Genomic DNA, 23656 nt, shown 5'->3' on the forward strand with positions numbered 1-23656 from the left:
ATTATAAGTACTTTATTTAAATAAAAAATAAAAATAATCTAATTAAAAATTCTTATATTTTATATATTAAACATAAAAACTCATTGATTTTTTAATAAAAATAGTTAGAATAATAAAACTATGGAAAAATATATAGATACTTTAATAAATTCAAATATTTTCAATGAAATACCAAAAGAAGAAATCATAAATATATTAAATGATTTTAAATACAAAAAAAAATATTTTTCTAAGGGTAGCACTATAATAGATATTGGAGATAAAGTTCATAATATATACATAATAGCAAAAGGAAAGATAGAAATTTCAAAAGAATATGAAGATGCAAGAAAAAATATAGTTAATATTCTAACAGATGGAGATATATTTGCTGAAGCATTTGCATTTTCAAGCAATAAAATATCATCAATACAAGCCATTTCTTTAGATTCATCAGATATAATAGAAATAGAAGCAATGAATATATTTAATTCAAAAAATAACTATATAAAAGATAAATTCATAGAAAATTTGCTAAGAGTAATTTCTGATAAAAATAAATTTTTAGCTTTTAAAAATGATATATTAAGCCAAAAGAGTTTAAGAAATAAAATAATTATATACTTAAAATACATGTCTAATATTCAAAAATCATCAAATGTTGTAATACCATATAACAGAGATAAACTTGCTGAATTCATATCAGCGGATAGAAGCGCATTGTCAAGAGAATTAAACAGACTCTATAAAGAAAATATTATAAACTTAAACGGAAATAAAATAAGCATTATCAATATATAATTTTTATTAAAACATAATTATCTAAGGAAATAAAATGTCATACTTTGAAAAAGGTTTAGAATTATTCAGAGAAACTCAATTTGAAAAAGCAGCAGAATTATTTATTAAAGCTTTAGAAGAAGATAGTAATAATTCTGAAATATATAATTATTTAGGTATTTCTAAACAGGCTTTAGGATTTTTTGAAGAAGCAGTTAATTACTATAGCAATGGAATAAAAATAGATGAAAACTATGCAGAACTTTATTATAACAGAGCAGACTGCAAATGCAATTTAGGTCTTTATGAAGAGGCTATAAAAGATTATGATAAAGTAATAGAATTAATGCCTAATCATTCAAAGGCTTATGATGATAGAGGATTTGCTAAAGGAAATTTAGGAGACTATGAAGAAGCTATTAATGATATTGATAAAGCCATAATTTTAGACGGCAATAATATTGATGCATACATTGACAGAGCATTCATAAAATTAATGTCAGGAAAATATATTGAAGCTATAGATGATTATAAAAAAGTATTAGAATTAGATGATACTGAAATACATGCTTATAATGGTATAGGCGATGTAAAAAGAAATATGGGACTTTATGAAGAAGCTATTACTTACTATAATAAGGTTTTAGAACTTTCTCATGCAAATAGTTCTTATGCTTATAATAACATAGGAATTTGTAAAATAGGACTTGGAATGTATAATGAAGCTATAATTGATATAAATAAGGCTTTAGAAATATACAATGAATATACAGATGCCTACAATAACAGAGCAATAGCAGAATATCATTTAGAACTTTATAAAGAATCTATTGAAGACTGCAGCATAGCAATAAATTTATCTCCTCAATATTTTTACGCATATAACAATAGAGGAAATTCTAAAAGTGCATTAGGACTTTATGAAGAAGCTATTAAAGATTTTGATGCTGCAATAAATATAGAGCCTTCATATATTGAAGCATATTATAACAGAGGATTAGCAAAAAATAATATGGAACTTCATCAAGAGTCTATTAAAGATTATGACAAAACAATAGAGCTTGATAATACTTATATAAATGCTTATTACAATAAAGCGCTTTCATATTATAATCTATCTAATTATGAAAAAGCAATAGAGAACTACGATAAAGTTATAGAATTAAATACAAAATCTGCTGATGCTTATAATAATAGAGGATTTGCAAAATATAAAATGGGACTATATAAAGAAGCTGTAAAAGATTATGATAAAGCTATTGAAATAGATCCTAATTATATAAAAGCAAAGTTAAATAAAGAAGAAGCATTAAAAGCATTTTAATATATCAATATTATTTATTCATAAAGTGTAAATGCTTTTTTCTCTTTCTAACTTCATCAACTATTTTTTTTAATGTTATCTTAGACATAGACTTTTCAAAATCAAGTCTTACAGAATTAAATTCCTCTCCTAAAACATCGAACATAGCACATCCAACAGGGCAAACATGATTAGGCTCATGAAAATTAAAAAGTCCCCTCTCCTCTTCTGTAAATACTGCTTCATATATGGATAATAAAGTTATATCTTTTTCATCTTTTATTAATCTGCTGCCCTTTTTATCTGTTTCTATAATTCCAGCGTCTTGCAATTTAAGTAGAATTCTTCTTATAACAGCTGGATTTGTTTTCACACTCTTTGCTAGTAAATGAGATGTAGTGCCTTCATTTTCAAAAAATGCTATACATAATACTATATGGGTAGCAACTGATAATTTTGTATTAATCTTCATGCTGTATATGATAAAATAAAAAATAATTATAGTCAATAATTGAATATAAGGCATAGTATATTTTTATTAATATAACAAAAACATATTGTAACAACTTTGGTAACAATTTTTCTACATTTTATTCTTGATATATATATTGGCAAAGTATATATTATTGCAAATAATTTTAAGGAGATTCAAAATGAATAAAATTTTTAATGTCATAGCCTTATTTACTTTTATTTTTATAGTATCATGTTCAAATAATGCAAATAAAGATACAGCATCAACTACTAATACTACTGATACTAATGCAGTAAAACAAGCTGTTGCAATAAATGTTGAAGGAGCAGCTGCACCAGAAAGTATAAAATTTAGAAATGGTAAATTATATATTGCTAATTTAGGAGACCCTAATACTCCTAAAGATGGTTTTATAATCGTTGCTAATGAGGACGGAACAGGTGTTGAAAAATTATTTGAAGGAGAATTAGACAGCCCAAAAGGTTTCTCTTTCTTAACTGATGATATTATTATCATACCAGATCAAGTTAATGACAGCTCTATGGTAGGAAACTTAGTATTAGCTAACATAAAAGATAAAAAAATCATTACTAAACTTCCAATAGAAGGATCTAAATTCTTAAATGATACAGTAGTTATAGATCCTACAACTGTAGCTTTAACTGATACAGGAGCTTCTACAGTTCATTTCATAAAAGTAGATAACAATTCAGCTTTATCAATAACTTCTTCAGTTACAAATGTAGTTGGTGCTAATGGTATATTCTTAGATAACGGTGTTTTATATATAGCTGGAAGCACATTTGGAGGAGATGCTAACGGAGGAGACATTTATACATTAAATATAGATGGTACTGGTTTAACTAAATGGACAGCTTCAAGATTAGGAGCTGGTGCTTTAGACGGTATAGCTATAGCTAATGGTAAATTATATGTTTCTGATTGGGGAGAAAACGGTGCTAACAATAATGCTTGCATATATGTATTTGATTTGAATACCAAAGAACAATTAGAAAAAATTGAAGGAGAATTAAGCGGAGTTGCTGATATAGATTTAGTTAATAATGTTATATATATACCAGAACTTTCTACTAGCTTAATCAAAAAAGTACAATTATAATTTTTTCATTCATAGTACATAATTAATTTCCTAAGCATCTCTTATATTTATTATAGGAGGTGCTTTTTATTTTAATTATTATGAAAAAATTTTGTATATATTTTTATTGTTAATGTTATAATGATATTATATGCAGTTGTATATATTTAGAAAGTATAAAAAATAAAACAGTTTCAAAATATTATTTAAGAGGCTTTATAATGAAAAAAATATATTTCTTTCTTGTTTGTATAATAATTGGAATATTATCAAATTCATGCTACGATAAGATAACACATAAGATAAAAGTTTATCATAACGGTGACATACTTACAATGAAAGGAGATGAGCCTACTTACGCTAAAGCTATTGAAATAAGAGATAATACTATAATGAAAGTAGTATACACAGATGAAGATGAAAAAAGTTTATTAAATAATGCTTATGCTGAGGTAATAGATTTAGATGGAAAAACTTTAATGCCGTCTTTTATAGATTCGCACAGCCATATAATAAGATTTGCACAATCACTTACAACTGTAGATTTAACTGGATCAACTAATTTATTAGAAATTGCTGAAAAGATTACAAATTATATACAGGTAAATAAATTAAAAGATGATTCTTGGGTAATAGGATTCGGATATGATAATAATTTATTGCCTGGTAAAAAAAATCCAAACAGAGATGATTTAGATAAAATTTCTACTACACATCCAATATTTATAACACATGCTTCAGGGCATGTAGGGGCAATGAACTCAAAAGCATTAGAAGAATTTGGGGTTGATGAAAATACTCCAGATATAGAAGGAGGTGTTATAGAAAGATATCCTAACAGCAAAAAACCTACTGGATATATGGAAGAAACAGCTTTTATGCATTATGCTCAAAGTATAAATTTTGCAATCACAGATGAAGATTTAATGAATTTTATTAATCAGGCAGAAAATGTATATTTAGGATACGGTATTACAACAGCACAGGATGCCTTAATTTCAACAGCAGAATTTCCTCTTATAAACAATATGGTAACAAATAGTAGATTTAATATAGATATCATTGCTTTTATAGATTTGAAGAACTCAGAATCTATTGTTGAAACTAATAAAGAAATGGTTGGAAAATATGTTAACAGATTTAAAATAGGAGGATACAAAATATTTTTAGATGGTTCTCCTCAGGCAAAAACAGCTTGGTTGGATCAGCCTTATATAAGCGGTCCTGCAAGATATAGAGGATATGGTATATACGATGATGCAGCTGTAGAAAAATATGTTGAAAAAGCATTAGACGATGAATTGCAGCTTCAAGCACATTGCAACGGAGATGCAGCAGCAGAACAATACATTAATGCTTTCAGCAATGTTATGAATAGAAGAAATACTACCAACAATTACAGGGCTGTATTAGTACATAGCCAGATAATACAAGAAGAACAATATAAATCTATGGCAGATCTCAATATAATACCTTCAATATTTGTAGCACATGTATATTATTGGGGTGATACACATTTAGAAAATTTAGGAATGGAAAGAGCTTCTCAAATAAGTGCTTCAAAAACAGCATTAAATAATAATTTAGCTTTCACATATCATCAAGACACACCTGTTATAAAACCTAATATGATTGAAACAGTATGGTGTGCTGTTAATAGAATAACTAAAGATGGAGTATTATTAGGTGAAAATCAAAAGGTTACACCTTATGAAGCATTAAAAGCTATTACTATAAATGCCGCATATCAAAATAAAGAAGAGTATTTAAAAGGAACTATAGAAGAAGGCAAATTGGCAGATTTGGTAGTACTTAGTGATAATCCTATAAAATGCGATCCTATGAATATAAAGGATATTGAAGTTATTGAAACTATAAAAGAAGGAAAAACTCTTTATTCAAGAAGCAAAATAAATACAAGATTTAATAATGTAAGTCTTAGTTTTAATAAATAAAATATATTTACAAATACATACAAATGTGATATAATATATAGGTATATGCTTTATAATATTAATAATTTTATATCTACAACAAATTGGAGATATCTTTCTTATGGTATTGATATAATATTAGTTGCAATATTATTTTATATAATATATATGCTTATGTATAATACAAGAGCATATAGCATAGCCATTGGATTTATAATATTATTTTTCATCACTTTAATAGCAAAAATATTCGGACTTGCAACATTATCATGGATATTTGATAAATTCTTTCAAGTTGGACTTATTGCTATAGTAGTGCTTTTCCAAGCAGAAATAAAGCATGGACTTAGAATATTGGGAGGACGTGCCTTTTTAAAAAAATCCTTTAGATATGATGAAGATCAAATACAAAAGATTTTGAGTGCAACATTTAACTTATCGTATAAAGGATATGGAGCCTTAATAGTATTTCAAAGAAACATATCATTGCATTCTTTAGTTGATAAAGCCGTTAAGCTTAATGCTGATATATCTATAGAACTTATAGAATCTATATTTTTTAAGAATAATCCAATACATGACGGAGCGGCTATTATTATGGAAAATAGAATAGTAGCAGCGAGTGCATATTTGCCTCTCACAGAAATAGAACCTAAAATAAAAAATAGAAGACTTGGTACAAGACATAGAGCCGCACTTGGTGTATCCGAACAAACTGATGCTGTTGTAGTTGTAGTTTCAGAAGAGACACAATGCGTATCTATAGTGCATAATGGCATATTAGAATATAATTTAAGCAGAGAAGAATTGGATAAAAGACTTGGAGAACTTTTAGAAATAAAATGAGTAACAAGAAAAAGCTAAATATTAAAAAATTTAATTATAAAAAGGCGTTAAATTATATAACGAACAGATTTTGGATTAAATTATTATGTCTTGCTATGTCTTTCTTATTATTTTTATTTGTAAGATATCAAAAAGAATATACCAAAGATTATGTTACTAAAATAGAAATAAAAAATATACCTCCAAAATTATTGATAGCTAATGATGTTCAGGAAAATACTACAATAACTTTGAAAGGATTTAAAGATAATGTTTATGAACTTCCAACAGCATTTAGTACTTATATAGATCTCACAAATGCATCTATAGGAAGCAACATGTATGAAGTGTATTTAGTTGGAGATATAGATTATACAAAAATGAATATTACTGTAAATCCAAGTAAAATACCTGTTATATTAGATGAATTAGCATATAAAACTGTTCCAATAGAACCTTCAACTACAGGTATAACTTCATTAGGATTAGATATTGATAATATTATAATAAATCCATCAAATACAATTATATCAGGTCCTAAAACATTAATATCTGCTATAGATAGTGTAAAAACATATAATATAGATTTAAATGATAAATATTTGGATTATTCTACAATATCAAGAGTAAATGTACCTAAAAATATTAAATCTGATGTATCAAGAGTTAATGTAAGCATTATTTTTAATAAAGATGTAGAAGTAGTAGAGTTTAATAATATCATTGTGAGCTTTGATAATTTGGACAGCAGATTCACAGTAAACTCTGCAGAAGGATTTATAGTAAATAAAGTTGTGTTAGAAGCAAATAAAAGTTTCCTTACTAATGTATCAGCCGATGATATATTATTATCATTAGATTTAAAAGATATAACCAATACTGGTAAATACTCTAACATATCAGTTGAAGCTAATATACCTATGAATACAAAATTAATAAAAATAGAACCCTCATATTTTGACATAGAAATATCAGCTAAAAGTAACAGTAATACTACAAATAAATAGGTAAATCAATAATTAATGAAAAAATTAAGATACGGGGATATAATAATATTTCTATTTATAATAATATTCTCATTTTTTTACGCTAAAAAAATAATAACAGGAAAAAGCAATAAAGTCATTATAGATACTTATGAAAAATCTTTCAGATATGATTTAAATACAGACAGAGAAATAAAAATAAATGGATTATTAGGAGAATCTAAAATAGTTATAAGCAATAATCAAATTATGTTTGAAGAATCCCCTTGCAGAGATAAATTATGTATTAAAGCAGGAGTGTTAAAAAATGCTCCTATAATATGCATGCCTAATGGTATAATTATAAGATTTGAAAAAAATGTTGAGAATAATTTAGAAATAGATTCTATTGTTCAATAGGGATAATTATGGTATTTTTTGAAAGTATTAAATCACATACAGGAAAAAGAAGAATTTATGATATAATATTTTTTGCTTTTATATCATCATTTATCGCTGCAGTTGAAAATATGTTTCCAAGACCTATACCATATTTTAGAATAGGTTTTTCATTTATAGTTATATTAATGGTTATAGATGTATTTAAATTTAGAGAATTACTGCTTTTAATACTGATAAAAAATGTATCTGTAGCTATAGTTTTTGCATATATATTAACTCCCCCATTCTATTTAGGTCTATGCGGAGGTATAATGTCCGTTATCATAATGAAGCTGATGAGTTATTTAAAAAATACATTCTCAATTTTTGGTATAAGTTTAGCCGGAGCTTTAGTAAGCAATCTATCTCAGGCATTTTTATCAAAATATTTATTTAATCTGCCGGATATTAGATTTTTGATAGTTCCAGTATTTATACTATCACTTATAACAGGAAGTGTAGTAGGTGTTATAACAATGATATTATATAACAATGAATAAAATTATTTATTTATTAAAGTGTGAAAATACTTTTTGCCTCTTAATATATCCTCCGATAATATTCTTTGAGCTTCATTTTGCCTATATGATAAACTCTCCTTATCTACTTCAATTTTTACTATCTTACCATTATCATTTGTATAAAAAGAATTGTAAAATCTTATAATATTATCTGTTTTATCCTTATAAAGGAGTGATATTATAGAGTTTGTATAATCTATTTTTGCATTAGCAGCAATAAACATAGGTATATTTTCTGGAGGAAAACCATCCTCTTCAAATTTATAAATACCATTTGTACCATTCCATATTAATATAGGGGAAATCGTATATGTAGTGAAAAAATCTTTTTTTATATTTTGATCTATATTTGAATTATGTATTATATTTTTTAAATATGGATATAAATGATCATGTTTAAATATTATAAGAGCATCTGGATATTTTTCTAATATTACATCTCTAGTATCTATTATATCTTTTGCTGATAATGCTGAATTTTCCATCGTTTCTACAAGAACAGGTATGTCTTTTTTACTTATTTTATCCATAAGCCTTTTATTATTCTCATATACATCTAAATCATTTTCAACATGACTTCCAGCATGCCCCATAAATGTAAAGCCAGACAAAAATATAGGCTTATCACTTTCATTTGTTTTTATATAATTTTTTATATTTGTAAGTCCCAAATTGAATACAACATCATCCATTCCAATATTAGGAAATAATGCATCAAGATAATATGTAACACCTGATTCCTCTAATGCTATTGTATGATATCCATTTTCTTTCATCAAATATGGTAAAGTTGAATATATTGGTGTTTTTTGTTTTTTTGGAAATAATGGAGAACTTCCTATCAAACCGGATGTTCTTGCAAATAAACTGCCGTAACTGTCATTAGGTCCTACTTTTGTAGAATTGCTTGCCCATTCTCTATATTCTTTAGAAAAAGGATCTTTATCCATAAGAGGTAAAAAATGCTCATAATCATAAAAAGATTCCATAAATATAACAAATACATTTCTTTTTATCTTATTATCATAAGGAACTATCAATTTTGATATATCTCTTATACTTTCTGCTTCTTTCAATAAATTAAATGCCGCCTCTACATTATCTTTATTTGCAGTTATTTTTATTGATTTATCATAAGATATTCTATAGCTTATAGTATTTATGATACCATATCTATTTGCTATATCTATATAATCAGCATATATTGATTTTATAGCAACAGGTCTAAAAAATGATATATAAGTTACAGCTGCAACTATTAAAGTCATTATAATAGCTTTCTTTATATTTATTTTGTATATTCTATAAAGTCTATATATAAAATATACAGCATAAGCCAATAGAAGACCAAAATAAAGTGTTGTTGCTGATATTGTAATTATTTGCATATATAAAGGTAATACCTCTATTAAAGAAGGATACATATCAGGCATATCTGTAAAAAATAATGGTTTAGCTTCTATTGTTATTCCAAGAGGCTCTATAGTAAAAAAAGAAAATACAACAACTACTATAAATAAATATGATGTTATTTTATTTTTATTGGAAAGTATATATGATATCAAAGAAAATATATAAGCATAAATAATATCTATTATATTAAAATCAACTTTATTTACTGAAAACATAGGAAACAATAATTGAGTTATTAAATAGTATAATATTAGAATTATTAAAAAAGAAACTATATAAAAACTATTATTTTTTAATGCTAAATTTTTCATATATTTATCCGTTTAAAAATATAAATAATATATTCTAAAAATTATATAATATAATTTATTTTCTACAAATAATTTTTAATAAAAAAATGTTTCATTTGTAAAAAATATATATTTTTATGTAAATTTAATATGTTGTATAATATGTTAACACATGTTATTATATTCAATAAACAAATATAAGGTCAAAAATGAAATCAGTAAAAATACTAATTATATTACTAGTTGTAAGTTCAACATCATTTGCTAAAAGCGGATTAGAACTAGGTATTTTTGTGCCGTTAGGAATGAGCATAGGAATACATTACTTTAATAAACCTCCTTCAAATTTTACTAAACAGCAAACTAATAACTATAATACTTACATAAGCAATAATACAAGAACTTCACATATAGGTTTTGAAGCTGGGGTATTATTTCAGGCAGGATACAGATTAGAGCTTAATAGAGATATAAGTTTTAGTTTTATGGGAGAATTTGGATACAACAGAGATACATTTAATTACAGACTTAAAGATGACAATACAAACTCTTTAGCTCTAAAAATGCAGCATTATAAATATTATAGTTTTGACAGTATAGTTATTGGAGTATTGCCTAAATTCAATTATAAAAGATTTTCTATAGGTATAGGAGCAGGAATGAAAATTTTTGTTCACGGTACCATTAATGATTCGTACTATAATAAATTATTAGGCTATAGTGATGAAACTATAAAAATAATTAATACCAAAAACTACAAAGACTATTTTTCAAGTAATATAATACCATATCTAAAATTAACATTGGATTATGCAGTATATACATCCCGTAAATTTGATTTTGTTATAGGCGGATATATTAGCTATGACTTTGCTTTGAAATATAATGATAAAAGTAAAGGCAACAATCAGCTTAACAATCCTATAGAAAATATATCCAGTCTTGATATAGGTTTGCAGCTTGGTACTAAAATAAGGCCAATGAATTAGAAAATATAAAATAAGGTTATAAACAGAGAAAATTATGAAAAAATTATTAAATATATTTATAATAGTATTATTAGCATCTGGAACTTTATTTGCTAAAAGCGGTTTAGAAATCGGTATATTTGTACCGTTAGGAATTGGAGTTGGAATTAATCAATATGCTTTAACAAATAATAATGCTACTCAGCAGCAGCAAGAAAACTTTAATGCAGCTGTTAAACAGGCCAATAAAAACTCAGGTGTTGGTTTTGATGCTGGGGTTTTATTTCATATAGGATATAGATTTGACATAAACAGAGATTTCAGTTTCAGCCTGCTTGGTGAAATAGGATATACTCATGATGAATTTGTATTTTATAGAAAAAGCGGTGATAAGATTTATAAAAATGATTTTAACTATATGTTTGAAAGTCTTGCCTTTGGTATTTATCCAAAATTAAATTGGAAAAAATTTTCATTTGGAATTAATGCTGGTATCAAAGTACCTTTATATGCTAGAATAATATCATCATATATGAATTATAATACATTATATATCAATAGAAATATAGAACATTATAATGCATCACAAATGGAAAAAATATTCAGCAACCCTATTATAATACCTTATCTAAAATTTTCAGTAGAATACTCTATTTATACTGATAAAAAATTTGCTATTGCTCTAGGCGGTTATATAGGAGGAGACTTCGGAATGACATTAAAAAATCCTACACTTAATAATAATCAGGCTCTTGCCAAAATGACAAAACAAACAATATCCAGCTTTGATATTGGTTTTCAAGCAGGTATTAAGATACTGCCTTCTAATTAAATTATATTGGAGAAATATTAATGATAAAAAAATTATTTATACTTAATTTATTATTGTTATTTATGTTTGGCTGTAATAATAACATGTTAAAACCTGATGATTACAGCAAAGAAACTATTAATAAAAAATATCCTTATTGGCAGGTAGGAGTTGCTAACTTTCAAATAGCTAATAATTTAACATCTTATGCTACAATAACAGTTGAAGAAAAACGTTTTATATTAAGATGTATGGCACTTATTAGAACAGCTTTAAATTCTGATGAATTTCCAGCTGCAGTAAAAGCTAAAGGAAATCTAACAGCAGCAGCAAATTACTCTTATGGAAATTTTAGTATTAAGGCTGGAGAAGCATACAATCCTGATAAATTAACAGAAGTAGTACGTACATTAAAATATAACTTCACCTATGAAAAACTAAAAACAGGAGGAGCAGGTTTAGGTACTGTAGGTGTATCAAGATATGCAAGATATTGCGGAGGTCAGCCGGCAGATCAAATACCAACAGCAGATTGGGTAGGATTTGAAAATGATAACTGGATAAAATGGTCAGGGGATAGCCCATATGGATATGCTTCTTTTTCAGGATTAATGTTTCATGAACATATGCATAATATTGGATTTACTCATAACGATGTTAATAAAGATAGTAATGTACCTTACGGACTTCAAGATGTTGTGCAACAATTAATTGAAAGAATATTATATAAAGATTTGAAGGATAAATATGCAAGAGAATTAGATGAACTTACAGCTTACTATTACACTGAATATAAAAATTTATTAAGAGAAGATAGTATTTTCGATCCTAATATAAAATAAAAGTTGGTTATTATGATAAAAAAATTATTTACACTTAATTTATTATTGTTATTTATATTGGGATGCAATAATAATGTATTAAAGCCTGATGATTTCAGTAAAGAAACTATAAACAAAAAATATCCATATTGGCAGGTTGGTATAGATAGTTTTGAGATAGATAGCAATGTAGATAAATATACTGCTATCACAGTAGATGAAAAAAAATATATGTTAGTATGTATGGCTCTTATTAGAATGGCTGTTAACACTGAGGAGTTTGTAAACCGTGTAAAGGCAGCTGATTCTCAATTAGGCTCTTCTGTAAATGACAGCTATAATGGACACAATCTTAAAATAGGAGACAAATATGATGCTCAAAGAGTTATCGATTGTGTTCGTTCTCTCAAATATGATTTTGGATATAAAAAAAGAGTAGGAGTTCCTGCAGGTACTGGAGTTGGACCAGTAGGTAAATCAAGATATCTTCGTTATGGACTTCAGCCAGAAAATGAAATACCTATAGGTGAATGGATAGGGTTCAGCACAGGTAATTGGGGCAGTTTAAATGATGTTTTATTTGGTGACTATTTTACTTATATGCAAAGTCAAAAATATGCTAATACAGCAGGTTTAATGTTTCATGAACATATGCATAATATAGGTTTTCACCATGTAGGACAATATGCTGTTCCTTATACTCTTCAGAATGTAGTAACTGGAATTTTAAATGAAATATTGTGGAAAGATTCAAACATGAGAAATAAATATTCAAAACAGATTAATGAACTTATAGCTTATTATCTTACTGAATATAAAGATTTATTGAATGAAGATAGTATTTTCGATCCTAGCTTAAAATAATTATAAAAAATGAAAGGGCTAGTAAATCGATCACCAGCCCTTACTTAATTAAGCTTTTCTATCAATCTAATTTATCACCTATTACTTTTCCATTATTATCAACATAAACTTCTCTGTTATTACCTAATTTTAATTTGTAGCTAAGATATTCTTTACTAATTTCTAATACAGCAACACCTTTGTATTTTGCTTCAACAGCTTGCATTATATTTGCAGGTATAAATGTTGTAGGTAATGGTTTATTATTAGCAGATACATCAGTCCAATTTCCATCCTTATCAAAATCAATTTCTACACCGCTTTGTAATTCAGCCATAAAACTATTTCTGTCTTGTTCAGCATATACTATAGGATCATTAGCAAAATTAGCTTTGATAAAATCCTGTGCAGTTTTTGGAAGCTGATTTGCTTGTATAGGTATGTCAGCTCCAAATACAGTAGCGATAGATAACATCATTACAGATGCTACTAAAATGATTTGTTTTAATTGTTTTTTCATAAAAAATGCTCCTTGTTGTTTAATTGTTATATTTATAATATAATACATAAAAATAGATTTGTCAATATTTTTTACCTAAATTTTATAAAAAAATTACATTTTTATAGAAAAAGTAAAATATAGGTAAATTATTCTATTATAATTGTAAATAAAATATTATATTATAATACATTTTTTACTATTATTTTACTAAATATACAATAGTTTTACAAAAATCAAGGAGTTAATATTTAAAAATAAAAAAGCTAGTATGAATAAATAGTTCATACTAGCTTTATATTAAGTAAAATTTTATTAATCTAATTTTTCTCCCATTAGGTTGCCATTATTATCAACATAAACTTCCATTCTATTAGCTAATTTTAATTGATAGCTATTATATTCTTTGCTTATTTCCATTATAGCAACTTGAGGATATTTTCCTTGTACTGCTTTCAAAACATTAGCTGGTATAAAACCAGTAGGTAAAGGCATTTTAGAACTTACATCTGTCCAATTACCGCTTCTGTCAAAATCAATTTCTACTCCACTCTGTAATTCTACTTTAAAACTATTTCTATCCTGTTCAGCATAAACTATTTGATCAGACGGGAAATTAGTTTTCACAAAACTTTGAGCATTTTGAGGTAATTGATTTGCTTGTATAGGCATATCAGCTGCAAATACATTTGAAATAGATAATACTGTTAAAGAAATAATTAAAATAAAAATTTTCATACTGTTTCTCATTAGTAGCTCCTTTATCCTTTATACTAATAAAACAAAATAAAAATCTCTAATGTAAAAAATATATAAATAATTGTTTATTTTTTTTAATTTTTAAGATAGAATATTTCGACAAAATAATGTATTTGACTTTTTTTAAAAAAATACTAAATTAAATAATAAATGATATAAAAATGGAGGGTACATGGAACATAATATTATAGACGGATATAGAAAAATAGAAGGAAATTATCCAACTTATAGAGAATATTTAATACATTTTTATTGCAAAGATTGTTCTAATTTTTGGGCAGTTGATGATAAAGAGATAAATATATCAGAAGATGATGATATAACACAAATTGATGATATTATAGAAGACTCTGTATCTCATTGCCCTATATGCGGTTCTACAAATATAACAAGAAGCAACAATAATAGGTAATATGTAATTTTAATTAGGAGAGATGGTAGTATCTTTATTATCATCTCTTTTATTTTTTATAAATTCAATCATTTCTTTAGAATCTATATCCGATGCTATACTTAAAGCGTCTTTATCATCTTCATTTTTTATGTATAAATTAGCACCTTTTTCTATTAATAACTTTGATGCTTTTACATTATTGTTTTTCAATGCTATAATTAATGCACTATCTCCCCTAACATCAATATCATTAATATTGGCACCATTTCTTATCAAATAATCTATAGTATCAATGGCACCATCTTCTGCTGCATACATTAATGGGGTTTTATTACTAAAATCTTTAGAATTAATATTGACCCCAGATTCTAAAAGCCTTTTTATTTTTGGTAAATCTCCATATAAACATGCTATATGTATACTTTCCTCAGAATTATCTATTTTTATATGTCTAGCAGCTTTTTTTAATATAGGCCATAATATCACAATAGAAACTATTACTATTATAATTATAGTATTAATACTCATATTTTTATCCAATCATAAAAAATATAATAATATTTATTATATCATATAACAATAAAAAACCATTACCAGTAAAACAGGCATAATATATCATTTTTTAAATGAAATTATCTTATCTACCTCATTTTTTGTATCTATAATAATATCTTTTCCCTTTAATTGCATAGCTCCTGAAAATATAACATAAGGTATATTTAGTGCTTTCAATAAAATAGCAGCATGAGACATAGGGCTTCCATTTATAGATATTACACCTTTAATATTCTGTTCAATCTCTGTTACAATAGAAGCGTATATATTATCAACTATTAATATAGTATTTTCTTCTTTAGGCAAATCTAATCTTATATCTAATAAATATTTCAATACTTGATAAAGAATATCTTCTATATCATATTTTCTCTCTTTTATATATCCATCATCCAAAGCATCAAAACTTTTAAATATATTTTTCATAACCTTATTATAAGAATATGCCGCTGAATATTTTTTATTTTCTATTAAATCGTAAACTTCTTTTAAGACATAATCATCAAACAACATAGATATGTAAGTTTCAAATATTAAATATTCATTATTTTGTAAATTCTTATCTTCTATTATGCTTTTTTGTTCTAACAAATCTTTTTTAACATTATTAATAGCAAGTATAAACTTTTCTTTCTCAGCTTTAGGATCTTTTATATATTCTTTTTTTATATTTACTCCAAAATACACATACAATGCAGTTCCAGCAGCATAACCATCAGAAACTACTATTAAATTACTATCTATATTTTTTATTTTTACTGTTTTATTTCTAGTTTCAAATTTACCATTAACCAAATATTCAAATCTTTCCAATACTTGTTCAGCATCAGGACCTTTTGCATATATTTCCATTACATCGCCATATTCTATATTAAGCAATGTAACTTTTGTTATACTATCAGCAGATACTGGAGCTTTATGCTTAGTTTTATTTGATATGTATACTAAACTTTTAGAATTGGCTATTATATTAATAAACATAAATACCGGTCTTGCATGGAAACCATTTTCAAGTAAAATCTTATATTCACCTTTTACATAATCTTTAAACTCTATATCATTTGAAACTTCGCCAGTATTATAATCTAATTTATCTTTTACATAAAATATTTTAGGAGTTAAACTTTCTATAGCCTCAGATACAACTTCATCTAATGATTTATTAAGAGATGATTGTATTGCCGCATTAATACCGCCTTCTATAAATGGTGCCGATGTCATTCTTACATTAACTGATTTTTCTTCATCAAGCATAGATATTGCAAGTTCTGAACTTATAAGTGAACTTCCTAAATCGCAAAATATTAAAACTCCATCATCTGAATATACGCTCTCTATGGCATTAAAAACATCTATTGAATCTGTACCCATTTCGCTGTGATTATCACCAGTTCCTCCAGAAAAAGCCATTTTTACATTTGTATTTGTTACTTTCCTTATATAATCAACTGCTGTTTTAGCAAGTTCATAACTATGTGAAACAAATATTAAACTAACCACATTAATTCCTTTTTATTAATTTTTATAAAACATTTATTAATTCTTTTATTAACATATAAGAAGATGTTGCTCCTGGATCTTGATGCCCTATGCTTCTATCCCCTAAATAACTAGCTCTACCCTTAGTTGCAAGCATATCTATAGTAGATTTCATAGCATTTTCTGAAATATTCAAAATATTATTTTTAAACTCTTCTAAATTTTCATTTGTTATATCATTATTTTTTGATGCAAATTCTTTTATAGCTTCCAATGTAGGATAAAAAGTATCAAGCATAGTTTTTTCACCAGCTTTTGATTTTCCCAATGCTGCTATGGCATTTGTACCTTTATTAAATATTTCTAATATATCTGACAAAGATAACTCTTCTTTATTGGAAGAAACAATACTAGCATTAAGAAAAAAAGTACCATATAAAGGACCTGAAGAACCACCTACATTTTTTATAAGCAAGGTTGCCGTTTGTTTAAATATAGACGATATACTAACATTTTCATCTAAAGAATTAATCATATCTCTTACGAAATTAAATCCCCTATTCATATTTATTCCATGATCAGCATCCCCTATATCAGAATCCAACTTTGTTAAATAATCTTTATTTTCTTCATAAACATATGACAAATTCATAAGCCATTCTTTTATTTTAGCCTTAGTATACATAATATTACATTCCCCATCTTAAAGCTGCCGTATGTACTGGATAATCCCACAACTTTAATATTTCATCATTAGCTTTAATTAAACTAATAGAAACACCAGCCATATCTATAGAGGTAACATAATTACCAACAAGATTTCTTACTATTTTTAATCCTTTTTTTACAGCAATTTCTTCAACTGCATTATAAAAAAGATAAAGCTCCATTAGAGGGGTAGCCCCCATACCATTAACCATACAAATAAGTTCATCATTGTTTTTATAAGGTATATCTGAACATATAGAATCCATCATAATATCTGCAATCTCATCAGCAGTTTTTATTTTCATTCTCTCTCTTCCAGGTTCTCCATGTATTCCGATACCCATTTCTATTTCATCGTCAGATATATCAAATGTAGGTTTACCAACTGCAGGTACTGTACATGAAGTTAAAGCCATACCCATAGAACGTGCATTATCTTTACAATAATCAACATATTCCAAAACTTTATCTATATTATCACCGCGTTCAGCAGAAGCTCCGCATATTTTTTCAAAAAATACAGTAGCTCCAACTCCTCTTCTTCCTGTAGTATATAAACTGTCTTTAACCGAAACATCATCTTCTATAATAACACTTCTTACATCAATATCATCTGCTTTGCAAAGCTCCTCAGCCATTTGAAAATTCATAACATCACCGGTATAGTTTTTAACTAAAAATACCACACCATTACCGCTATTAACAGTCTTTGCTGCCTCTTCCATCTGATCTGGAGTAGGAGAAGTAAATACAGCTCCTGGACAAGCAGCATCCAACATACCATACCCTACAAATCCTCCATGCAATGGCTCATGCCCGGAACCTCCTCCAGATACTAAAGCAACTTTTTTATTTTTATTAATCCTTGTAATAAAAATAGGATCATAACACACATTGATAATGTTATTATGGGCTTTATGCATACCTTTAAGTTCTTCTAATATGATATTATCTATATTATTTATAATCTTTTTCATATATGGCCTACACATTATGGATATTAGTTAAATACATTAAAAATATAAACTAATATAAAGTATAATAGAAATAGATGTTTTTTCAAGGCATTCTTTAAGAATTTGTATAAATGTAAATAAAAATTTATGATTATAATAAATATAAATTTTATAAATTTACTTGCAATTATTGAATAATAGAGTATTATTAGTAGAACTTAATATATTAAGGGGTTGTATAATGCTCAAGAAAATATTTATTGTAACATTAATGTTTGCATTTTCTTTAACATCAGTTTTTGCTCAAGAAACTACTACTACAGAAACAACAACTACTACTCAAGGTACTAAACCAAGAGAAGAGCTTTCTCAAAATTTTGTAGATGCTTTAGCAAATCAAGATGAAAAACTTTTGATCTCTGCTATAGAAAGCGGTAGTCCTCAAGTAAAAGCTTTATGTTTCAAAGCTTTAAGTGAAAAGGGTGCTAGTTCTGAAAATTTATTAAACGCAATTAATAGATATGTAAGTTATGGTTTAGATAGCACTTCTCCACAAAATTCTGATTCTATGGTTCGTTACCAAGCTTTACAAGCTGCTAAAGCTGCTAAATCAGAAAATTCTGTTAGATATATTTCTCAAATGTTATATGCTGAACAAGAAACTTCTAACATTATAGCTGCTGCTCAGGCATTAGGTGAAATAGGAAGCGTTCAAGGTGTAGCTCCTTTACTTTACCAATTAAGATTAGCTAAAACTCAAGGTATAGTATATGAAGTTGCTGTAGCTTTAGGTAAAATAGGCGATCAGGCTGCTTTAAGTGATTTAATAGATTTAGCTCAAAATGAACAATATTATATTGCTGTTAGACAAGCTGCAATTGATGCTATTAAAAATATTAAACCTTCTTCTTCTAATGGAGGCGGTGAAACTACTACTACTGAAACTGATACAGCTGCTCAATAAGAATATTATTAAAATTAAAAATAAAAAACCTATCATTAATTTGATAGGTTTTTTTTTATTTTTATCATTTTTTTTATTTATATAAAATTATTATTTTGCGATAATATAGCAATTAGGTGTATACTATAACTTGATAAAATTAAAATTCCTTGTTATAGTATTATCCAATTTTATAATGATAATTAAGGATTATTGATGATAAAAGTTGATAATATAGTTAAATATTATGGTGAACATTTGGCATTGAAAGGAGTTTCCTATACTATCAATAAAGGTGAAGTAGTAGGATTTTTAGGTCCAAATGGTGCTGGAAAAAGCACAATGATGCGTATTATAACTGGATATCTTCCTGCAACTAGTGGGTATGTTTATTTAGATGATTATGAGGTTTATGACAATCCTATAGAAATAAAAAAGAGAATAGGATATATGCCTGAAAATGTTTCTTTATATACAGAAATGACTGTTATAGATTATTTAAGGTTTTGTGCTAAATTAAAAGGAATACCAACTAAACATGTAAAAACAGCATTAGAAAATACAATAGAAATAACAGGATTAACTAAGTATAGAAATAGAATAATAGGTCATTTATCTAAAGGTTATAAACAGCGTACAGGAATAGCACAAGCAATAATACATGATCCGGATGTTTTAATACTAGATGAACCTACTAGCGGACTTGACCCTAATCAATTAATAGAAGTAAGATCATTAATTAAAAGTTTAGGCGGAACAAGAACTGTTATACTTTCTACACATATATTGAGCGAAGTAGAAGATACTTGCGAAAGAGCATTGATTATAGACAGCGGAGAGTTAATAGCTGAAGACACAATAGAAGGGTTAAAAATGGCTATGGATAGAGAAATATTAGGAGGAAATATAGAACTTAAAGTAGCTAGCAGATACGAAGACGCACTTCTATGTGTTAGAGAAGTTAATGGGGTTATACAAGCAGAAAGTAATTCTTATGGTGATATTATAATAGAATGTGAAAGAGGCAATGATTCAAGAGCAGCAATAGTAAAACATTTAGTTAATAATAATTTTGATGTTTTAGAGATAAGAGCTAAAGAGAGATCATTGGAAGAAGTATTCATTTACTTTACTGATAAAAAGAAAAATGAAGACTTTGATAAATCAAAATATATAAAAGATGATATTATAAATAATAAAACAGAAGTAACTGAAGAAAAGAATGATTTATAAATAACAATTAAAGAGGTTAATAATGAGAAACATATATGTTATATTTTCAAGAGAGATTCAATCCTTTTATGTATCGCCTTTATACTATATATTAGGATTTATATATTTAGCATTAACAGGCTATTTTTTTACTATAGAGGTTTATTATAGCAGATTAGCTGTTATGGAAAACACAATGTATAATATTGGTTTCTTTACAATATTATTTCTTTCAATTCTTTGTATGAAATTAATAGCCGAAGAGAGAGCATCAGGTACTTTTGAGCTTATAATGACTGCCCCTATAACTTCATTACAATATGTTATAGGAAAGTATTTATCTGTATTAGTAGTATATGCTTCTCTTCTCGTTATGACATTTGTTTATCCTATACTTCTTATGATATTTGGAAAACCTGATATAGGAGTAATATTTAGCGGTTATTTAGGTTTATTCCTTCTTGGAACTGCTATACTTGGACTTGGATTAATTGCTACAAGCATATCTAAAAGTCAATTAGTAGCTGCTATTTTAGGTGTATCTATGGGAGTATTTGCCTACATAATAAACTGGCTTAGCGAAATGTTTACAGGAGCAAGTAAATTATTAAATGCCATTTCTATAACAACATACTTTTCTGATTTTACTAAAGGTATGGTAGATATACAAAATGTTATATTCTTTCTTATTTGGGCTGTTGCTTGCATATCTATTTCAACTATGTTTGTAGAATCTTATAAATGGCAGTAACAAATAAAGGTTTATAATAAGTGCATAAAATACTAGAATATACCCAAAATAATGATTTTGATAATGTAAAAAAATGTTTGGAAGAGGATAGCACTTTGGCTGACAGCAGGGATGAAAATTCAAGATTTACATTATTAATGATTTGTTCTAAAAAAGGGTATTTTGATATAGCAAAAATTTTAGTAGAAAGCGGTGCAAATATTAATGCAAGAAGTAAAACAGGTATTACTGCATTAATGTTTGCCTGTGCTGAAAAACAAGTTCGTATTGCAAAATATTTAATAGACTCTGGTGCTGATGTAAATTTAAGAGACAGACCTTTATTTTCTGCTTTGCTTTATGCTTCACTTACAAAAGAACATGAGATAATAAAAGCATTAATACAAGCAGGAGCTGATGTTAATGCTAAAAACTTTAAGTTAGTAACACCTTTAATGTTTGCCTCTGGAATAAACGATATAGAAACAATAAAATTATTAATAGAAAATGGTGCGGATATAGAATATAAAAATAAAGATGGAGAAAGAGCTTTAGAATTCGCTATTCGTAAAGAACAAAAAGAAGCAGTAGATTATTTAAAAACTATTTCTAAATAACTTTGTATTTTTAAAAATACAAATAAAAGAAATAATTATACTTTCTAATATTAAAATAATAGTAAATATCACAGTTCCAAGATATATTTGATTATCCTTATCTATAAACGCCGTTAAATCTACTCCGTAAGTATTTATATCATATAAAAGCATAATAAAGAAATAAGCACTAATTAATATATTTATAGATACAAATAGAATAATATGAACTTTATCCAATAGTTTTCGGTCTATATGAAAGTATTTAATTAAAAAAATTTTTATTATTTTTATAAAGTAATAAAGAATAATAAATAATAAATAATAATAAACTTATTAAACTTTGAGCTATTAATATTGGGCTAAACATTATTATTTCAAATATTCTTACCATCATAATTTTATTATACTATACATATGTACTTTGTCAATTATAAAAATATTTAACATAATTATTTATAATCTGTTATATATGTTTGTAAATTTGTTACGGATATTGTTATGGAAAAATATTTGATTTTCATATTTATAATATTAAGTAGTATATCATATACACAATATAATATAGCAAATAAATATGATATTAGTAAAGAAGAAGACAGACTTTTTATATATTCAGAGAATGGTAATTATGAGGGAGTTAAAGAATTATTAAAAAATGGAATAGATGTTAATATATTAGATAGCGATAAAATATCTCCTTTAATGCTTGCTTCATTCAATGGACATGAAGATATAGTGAATTTACTCATAAAAAATGGTGCTGATATTAATATTTCAAATAATTTTGGATATAACGCTATTATGGCAGCAGTATCTCAGGGACATTTTAATATTTTTAATATTTTATTAAAAAACGGTGCTGATATTAACAATATTAATAATGATGGAAATAACATCTTGATAGAAGCTTGTTTTTCTAAAAATATAAATATTATAAAAAAAATAATAGATTTAGGCATAGATATAGATCATCAAAATAATATGGGATACAGTGCCTTAATACAGGCTGTAATAAATGGATATGATGATGCTGTCAATGTTTTACTTGACAATTATGCTGATATAAATATAAAAAGTAATGATGGAAAAAATGCTTTGATGTTTGCTATTATTAGAGAGAATATTAATATAATTGATATTTTACTTAAACATAGTCCTAATATTAATGTATATGATAATAATTCAAACAGTGTTTTAGATTATGCATATGACACTAATAATGAAAAAATTATTAATATGATTACAGAATATTACGAGAATAATAATTTTTAAAAAATTCTATTTAGTTATCATAATTTATTTTTTTTATTAATTTCAATCCGATAAATAATCTACCAAATATCGGGATTTTTTA

At 26.2% G+C, this 23656-nt stretch carries 26 protein-coding genes; 18 read left to right on the forward strand and 8 right to left on the reverse strand.

Annotation, left to right across the window (positions count from 1 at the left end):
- Positions 1 to 120 precede the first annotated feature (120 nt).
- Both T324_RS0108950 and T324_RS0108955 read left to right on the forward strand, forming a co-directional pair.
- Positions 121 to 780: a Crp/Fnr family transcriptional regulator gene (locus tag T324_RS0108950; protein WP_028329939.1), complete on the forward strand. Its 660-nt coding sequence runs from the start codon at positions 121 to 123 to the stop codon at positions 778 to 780.
- Between the two features lie 34 nt (positions 781 to 814).
- Positions 815 to 2083 carry a tetratricopeptide repeat protein gene (locus T324_RS0108955; protein WP_028329940.1) on the forward strand — a complete coding sequence of 423 codons (1269 nt, stop codon included), beginning with the start codon at positions 815 to 817 and terminating at the stop codon, positions 2081 to 2083.
- A gap of 10 nt (positions 2084 to 2093) precedes the next feature.
- Here T324_RS0108955 and T324_RS0108960 read toward each other — a convergent pair whose 3' ends face one another.
- Positions 2094 to 2534, reverse strand: coding sequence for an RrF2 family transcriptional regulator (locus T324_RS0108960; RefSeq protein ID WP_028329941.1), 441 nt, complete (start codon positions 2532 to 2534; stop codon positions 2094 to 2096).
- Between the two features lie 181 nt (positions 2535 to 2715).
- Here T324_RS0108960 and T324_RS0108965 point away from each other — a divergent pair, with 181 nt between their 5' ends.
- The 6 genes from T324_RS0108965 to T324_RS0108990 all read left to right on the forward strand — a co-directional run bounded on the left by T324_RS0108965 (position 2716) and on the right by T324_RS0108990 (position 8301).
- Complete coding sequence (locus T324_RS0108965; protein ID WP_028329942.1) at positions 2716 to 3657, forward strand: SMP-30/gluconolactonase/LRE family protein; 942 nt, start codon at positions 2716 to 2718, stop codon at positions 3655 to 3657.
- Positions 3658 to 3857: 200 nt separating this feature from the next.
- Positions 3858 to 5591 (forward strand): amidohydrolase, encoded by a 1734-nt coding sequence (locus tag T324_RS17065; RefSeq protein WP_051436825.1) that lies wholly within the window; start codon positions 3858 to 3860, stop codon positions 5589 to 5591.
- Positions 5592 to 5636: 45 nt separating this feature from the next.
- Entirely contained in the window at positions 5637 to 6416 is a 780-nt protein-coding gene (gene cdaA / locus T324_RS0108975) for a diadenylate cyclase CdaA (RefSeq protein ID WP_028329943.1), read from the forward strand.
- Complete coding sequence (locus T324_RS0108980) at positions 6413 to 7402, forward strand: CdaR family protein (protein WP_028329944.1); 990 nt, start codon at positions 6413 to 6415, stop codon at positions 7400 to 7402. Before cdaA ends, T324_RS0108980 begins: the two co-directional genes overlap by 4 nt.
- A 15-nt stretch (positions 7403 to 7417) precedes the next feature.
- A complete protein-coding gene (locus T324_RS0108985; protein ID WP_028329945.1) occupies positions 7418 to 7780 on the forward strand; it encodes a NusG domain II-containing protein in 363 nt (120 codons plus the stop codon).
- A gap of 8 nt (positions 7781 to 7788) precedes the next feature.
- The gene (locus T324_RS0108990; protein WP_028329946.1) at positions 7789 to 8301 is read left to right on the forward strand and encodes a Gx transporter family protein; all 513 of its coding nucleotides are present in this window, start codon (positions 7789 to 7791) and stop codon (positions 8299 to 8301) included.
- Between the two features lie 2 nt (positions 8302 to 8303).
- On the opposite strand, the gene T324_RS0108995 is transcribed toward T324_RS0108990, so the two are convergent.
- Positions 8304 to 10046, reverse strand: coding sequence for an LTA synthase family protein (locus T324_RS0108995; RefSeq protein WP_028329947.1), 1743 nt, complete (start codon positions 10044 to 10046; stop codon positions 8304 to 8306).
- A 188-nt stretch (positions 10047 to 10234) separates the two neighbouring features.
- On the opposite strand from T324_RS0108995, the gene T324_RS0109000 reads away from it, so the two are divergent.
- The 4 genes from T324_RS0109000 to T324_RS0109015 are packed head-to-tail and all read left to right on the forward strand — an operon-like array spanning position 10235 to position 13489.
- Positions 10235 to 11014, forward strand: coding sequence for a hypothetical protein (locus T324_RS0109000; RefSeq protein ID WP_028329948.1), 780 nt, complete (start codon positions 10235 to 10237; stop codon positions 11012 to 11014).
- A 34-nt stretch (positions 11015 to 11048) separates the two neighbouring features.
- Complete coding sequence (locus T324_RS0109005; protein ID WP_028329949.1) at positions 11049 to 11825, forward strand: hypothetical protein; 777 nt, start codon at positions 11049 to 11051, stop codon at positions 11823 to 11825.
- A gap of 20 nt (positions 11826 to 11845) precedes the next feature.
- Entirely contained in the window at positions 11846 to 12646 is an 801-nt protein-coding gene (locus tag T324_RS0109010; RefSeq protein ID WP_028329950.1) for a hypothetical protein, read from the forward strand.
- 12 nt (positions 12647 to 12658) lie between these two features.
- Complete coding sequence (locus T324_RS0109015) at positions 12659 to 13489, forward strand: hypothetical protein (protein ID WP_028329951.1); 831 nt, start codon at positions 12659 to 12661, stop codon at positions 13487 to 13489.
- A gap of 61 nt (positions 13490 to 13550) precedes the next feature.
- Here T324_RS0109015 and T324_RS0109020 read toward each other — a convergent pair whose 3' ends face one another.
- Together T324_RS0109020 and T324_RS0109025 are read right to left on the reverse strand one after the other, a co-directional pair.
- Complete coding sequence (locus tag T324_RS0109020) at positions 13551 to 13988, reverse strand: PepSY-like domain-containing protein (protein WP_028329952.1); 438 nt, start codon at positions 13986 to 13988, stop codon at positions 13551 to 13553.
- 294 nt (positions 13989 to 14282) lie between these two features.
- Positions 14283 to 14717 (reverse strand): PepSY-like domain-containing protein, encoded by a 435-nt coding sequence (locus tag T324_RS0109025; protein ID WP_028329953.1) that lies wholly within the window; start codon positions 14715 to 14717, stop codon positions 14283 to 14285.
- A gap of 181 nt (positions 14718 to 14898) precedes the next feature.
- Between T324_RS0109025 and T324_RS0109030 the strand changes: the two genes are divergently transcribed.
- The gene (locus T324_RS0109030) at positions 14899 to 15138 is read left to right on the forward strand and encodes a hypothetical protein (protein ID WP_028329954.1); all 240 of its coding nucleotides are present in this window, start codon (positions 14899 to 14901) and stop codon (positions 15136 to 15138) included.
- Positions 15139 to 15147: 9 nt separating this feature from the next.
- Here the strand turns inward: T324_RS0109030 and T324_RS0109035 are convergent, their stop codons facing one another.
- The 4 genes from T324_RS0109035 to dhaK all read right to left on the reverse strand — a co-directional run bounded on the left by T324_RS0109035 (position 15148) and on the right by dhaK (position 18839).
- Positions 15148 to 15648: an ankyrin repeat domain-containing protein gene (locus T324_RS0109035; RefSeq protein ID WP_028329955.1), complete on the reverse strand. Its 501-nt coding sequence runs from the start codon at positions 15646 to 15648 to the stop codon at positions 15148 to 15150.
- An 87-nt stretch (positions 15649 to 15735) separates the two neighbouring features.
- On the reverse strand, positions 15736 to 17175 hold the full coding sequence (gene dhaM / locus T324_RS0109040; protein WP_028329956.1) for a dihydroxyacetone kinase phosphoryl donor subunit DhaM: 1440 nt from the start codon (positions 17173 to 17175) through the stop codon (positions 15736 to 15738).
- A 22-nt stretch (positions 17176 to 17197) separates the two neighbouring features.
- On the reverse strand, positions 17198 to 17839 hold the full coding sequence (gene dhaL / locus T324_RS0109045) for a dihydroxyacetone kinase subunit DhaL (protein WP_028329957.1): 642 nt from the start codon (positions 17837 to 17839) through the stop codon (positions 17198 to 17200).
- A 4-nt stretch (positions 17840 to 17843) separates the two neighbouring features.
- On the reverse strand, positions 17844 to 18839 hold the full coding sequence (dhaK, locus tag T324_RS0109050; protein ID WP_028329958.1) for a dihydroxyacetone kinase subunit DhaK: 996 nt from the start codon (positions 18837 to 18839) through the stop codon (positions 17844 to 17846).
- Between the two features lie 220 nt (positions 18840 to 19059).
- On the opposite strand from dhaK, the gene T324_RS0109055 reads away from it, so the two are divergent.
- The 5 genes from T324_RS0109055 (at position 19060) to T324_RS0109080 (ending at position 23574) form a co-directional block, all read left to right on the forward strand.
- Positions 19060 to 19782 (forward strand): HEAT repeat domain-containing protein, encoded by a 723-nt coding sequence (locus T324_RS0109055; RefSeq protein WP_028329959.1) that lies wholly within the window; start codon positions 19060 to 19062, stop codon positions 19780 to 19782.
- Positions 19783 to 19977: 195 nt separating this feature from the next.
- Positions 19978 to 20994 carry an ABC transporter ATP-binding protein gene (locus T324_RS0109060; protein WP_028329960.1) on the forward strand — a complete coding sequence of 339 codons (1017 nt, stop codon included), beginning with the start codon at positions 19978 to 19980 and terminating at the stop codon, positions 20992 to 20994.
- A 22-nt stretch (positions 20995 to 21016) separates the two neighbouring features.
- Positions 21017 to 21724, forward strand: coding sequence for an ABC transporter permease (locus tag T324_RS0109065; protein ID WP_028329961.1), 708 nt, complete (start codon positions 21017 to 21019; stop codon positions 21722 to 21724).
- Positions 21725 to 21744: 20 nt separating this feature from the next.
- Entirely contained in the window at positions 21745 to 22320 is a 576-nt protein-coding gene (locus T324_RS0109070) for an ankyrin repeat domain-containing protein (RefSeq protein WP_028329962.1), read from the forward strand.
- Positions 22321 to 22800: 480 nt separating this feature from the next.
- On the forward strand, positions 22801 to 23574 hold the full coding sequence (locus T324_RS0109080) for an ankyrin repeat domain-containing protein (RefSeq protein ID WP_028329963.1): 774 nt from the start codon (positions 22801 to 22803) through the stop codon (positions 23572 to 23574).
- The last annotated feature ends 82 nt before the right edge of the window (positions 23575 to 23656 follow it).

This window comes from Brachyspira alvinipulli ATCC 51933 (assembly GCF_000518245.1).
Lineage (GTDB): Bacteria > Spirochaetota > Brachyspiria > Brachyspirales > Brachyspiraceae > Brachyspira > Brachyspira alvinipulli.

What these genes read in the sequence shown, in the direction of transcription:
- T324_RS0108980 (WP_028329944.1), top strand. Translation starts at nt 6,413, where the DNA reads ATGAGTAACAAGAAAAAGCTAAATATTAAAAAATTTAATTATAAAAAG.
- T324_RS0108960 (WP_028329941.1), bottom strand. Translation starts at nt 2,534, where the DNA reads ATGAAGATTAATACAAAATTATCAGTTGCTACCCATATAGTATTATGT.
- T324_RS0109065 (WP_028329961.1), top strand. Translation starts at nt 21,017, where the DNA reads ATGAGAAACATATATGTTATATTTTCAAGAGAGATTCAATCCTTTTAT.
- dhaL (WP_028329957.1), bottom strand. Translation starts at nt 17,839, where the DNA reads ATGTATACTAAGGCTAAAATAAAAGAATGGCTTATGAATTTGTCATAT.
- T324_RS0108950 (WP_028329939.1), top strand. Translation starts at nt 121, where the DNA reads ATGGAAAAATATATAGATACTTTAATAAATTCAAATATTTTCAATGAA.
- T324_RS0109000 (WP_028329948.1), top strand. Translation starts at nt 10,235, where the DNA reads ATGAAATCAGTAAAAATACTAATTATATTACTAGTTGTAAGTTCAACA.
- T324_RS0109020 (WP_028329952.1), bottom strand. Translation starts at nt 13,988, where the DNA reads ATGAAAAAACAATTAAAACAAATCATTTTAGTAGCATCTGTAATGATG.
- dhaK (WP_028329958.1), bottom strand. Translation starts at nt 18,839, where the DNA reads ATGAAAAAGATTATAAATAATATAGATAATATCATATTAGAAGAACTT.
- T324_RS0109035 (WP_028329955.1), bottom strand. Translation starts at nt 15,648, where the DNA reads ATGAGTATTAATACTATAATTATAATAGTAATAGTTTCTATTGTGATA.
- T324_RS0108990 (WP_028329946.1), top strand. Translation starts at nt 7,789, where the DNA reads ATGGTATTTTTTGAAAGTATTAAATCACATACAGGAAAAAGAAGAATT.
- T324_RS17065 (WP_051436825.1), top strand. Translation starts at nt 3,858, where the DNA reads ATGAAAAAAATATATTTCTTTCTTGTTTGTATAATAATTGGAATATTA.
- T324_RS0108985 (WP_028329945.1), top strand. Translation starts at nt 7,418, where the DNA reads ATGAAAAAATTAAGATACGGGGATATAATAATATTTCTATTTATAATA.
- T324_RS0109015 (WP_028329951.1), top strand. Translation starts at nt 12,659, where the DNA reads ATGATAAAAAAATTATTTACACTTAATTTATTATTGTTATTTATATTG.
- T324_RS0109005 (WP_028329949.1), top strand. Translation starts at nt 11,049, where the DNA reads ATGAAAAAATTATTAAATATATTTATAATAGTATTATTAGCATCTGGA.
- T324_RS0108995 (WP_028329947.1), bottom strand. Translation starts at nt 10,046, where the DNA reads ATGAAAAATTTAGCATTAAAAAATAATAGTTTTTATATAGTTTCTTTT.
- cdaA (WP_028329943.1), top strand. Translation starts at nt 5,637, where the DNA reads ATGCTTTATAATATTAATAATTTTATATCTACAACAAATTGGAGATAT.
- T324_RS0109010 (WP_028329950.1), top strand. Translation starts at nt 11,846, where the DNA reads ATGATAAAAAAATTATTTATACTTAATTTATTATTGTTATTTATGTTT.
- T324_RS0109060 (WP_028329960.1), top strand. Translation starts at nt 19,978, where the DNA reads ATGATAAAAGTTGATAATATAGTTAAATATTATGGTGAACATTTGGCA.
- T324_RS0108955 (WP_028329940.1), top strand. Translation starts at nt 815, where the DNA reads ATGTCATACTTTGAAAAAGGTTTAGAATTATTCAGAGAAACTCAATTT.
- T324_RS0108965 (WP_028329942.1), top strand. Translation starts at nt 2,716, where the DNA reads ATGAATAAAATTTTTAATGTCATAGCCTTATTTACTTTTATTTTTATA.
- T324_RS0109025 (WP_028329953.1), bottom strand. Translation starts at nt 14,717, where the DNA reads ATGAGAAACAGTATGAAAATTTTTATTTTAATTATTTCTTTAACAGTA.
- T324_RS0109055 (WP_028329959.1), top strand. Translation starts at nt 19,060, where the DNA reads ATGCTCAAGAAAATATTTATTGTAACATTAATGTTTGCATTTTCTTTA.
- T324_RS0109030 (WP_028329954.1), top strand. Translation starts at nt 14,899, where the DNA reads ATGGAACATAATATTATAGACGGATATAGAAAAATAGAAGGAAATTAT.
- T324_RS0109080 (WP_028329963.1), top strand. Translation starts at nt 22,801, where the DNA reads ATGGAAAAATATTTGATTTTCATATTTATAATATTAAGTAGTATATCA.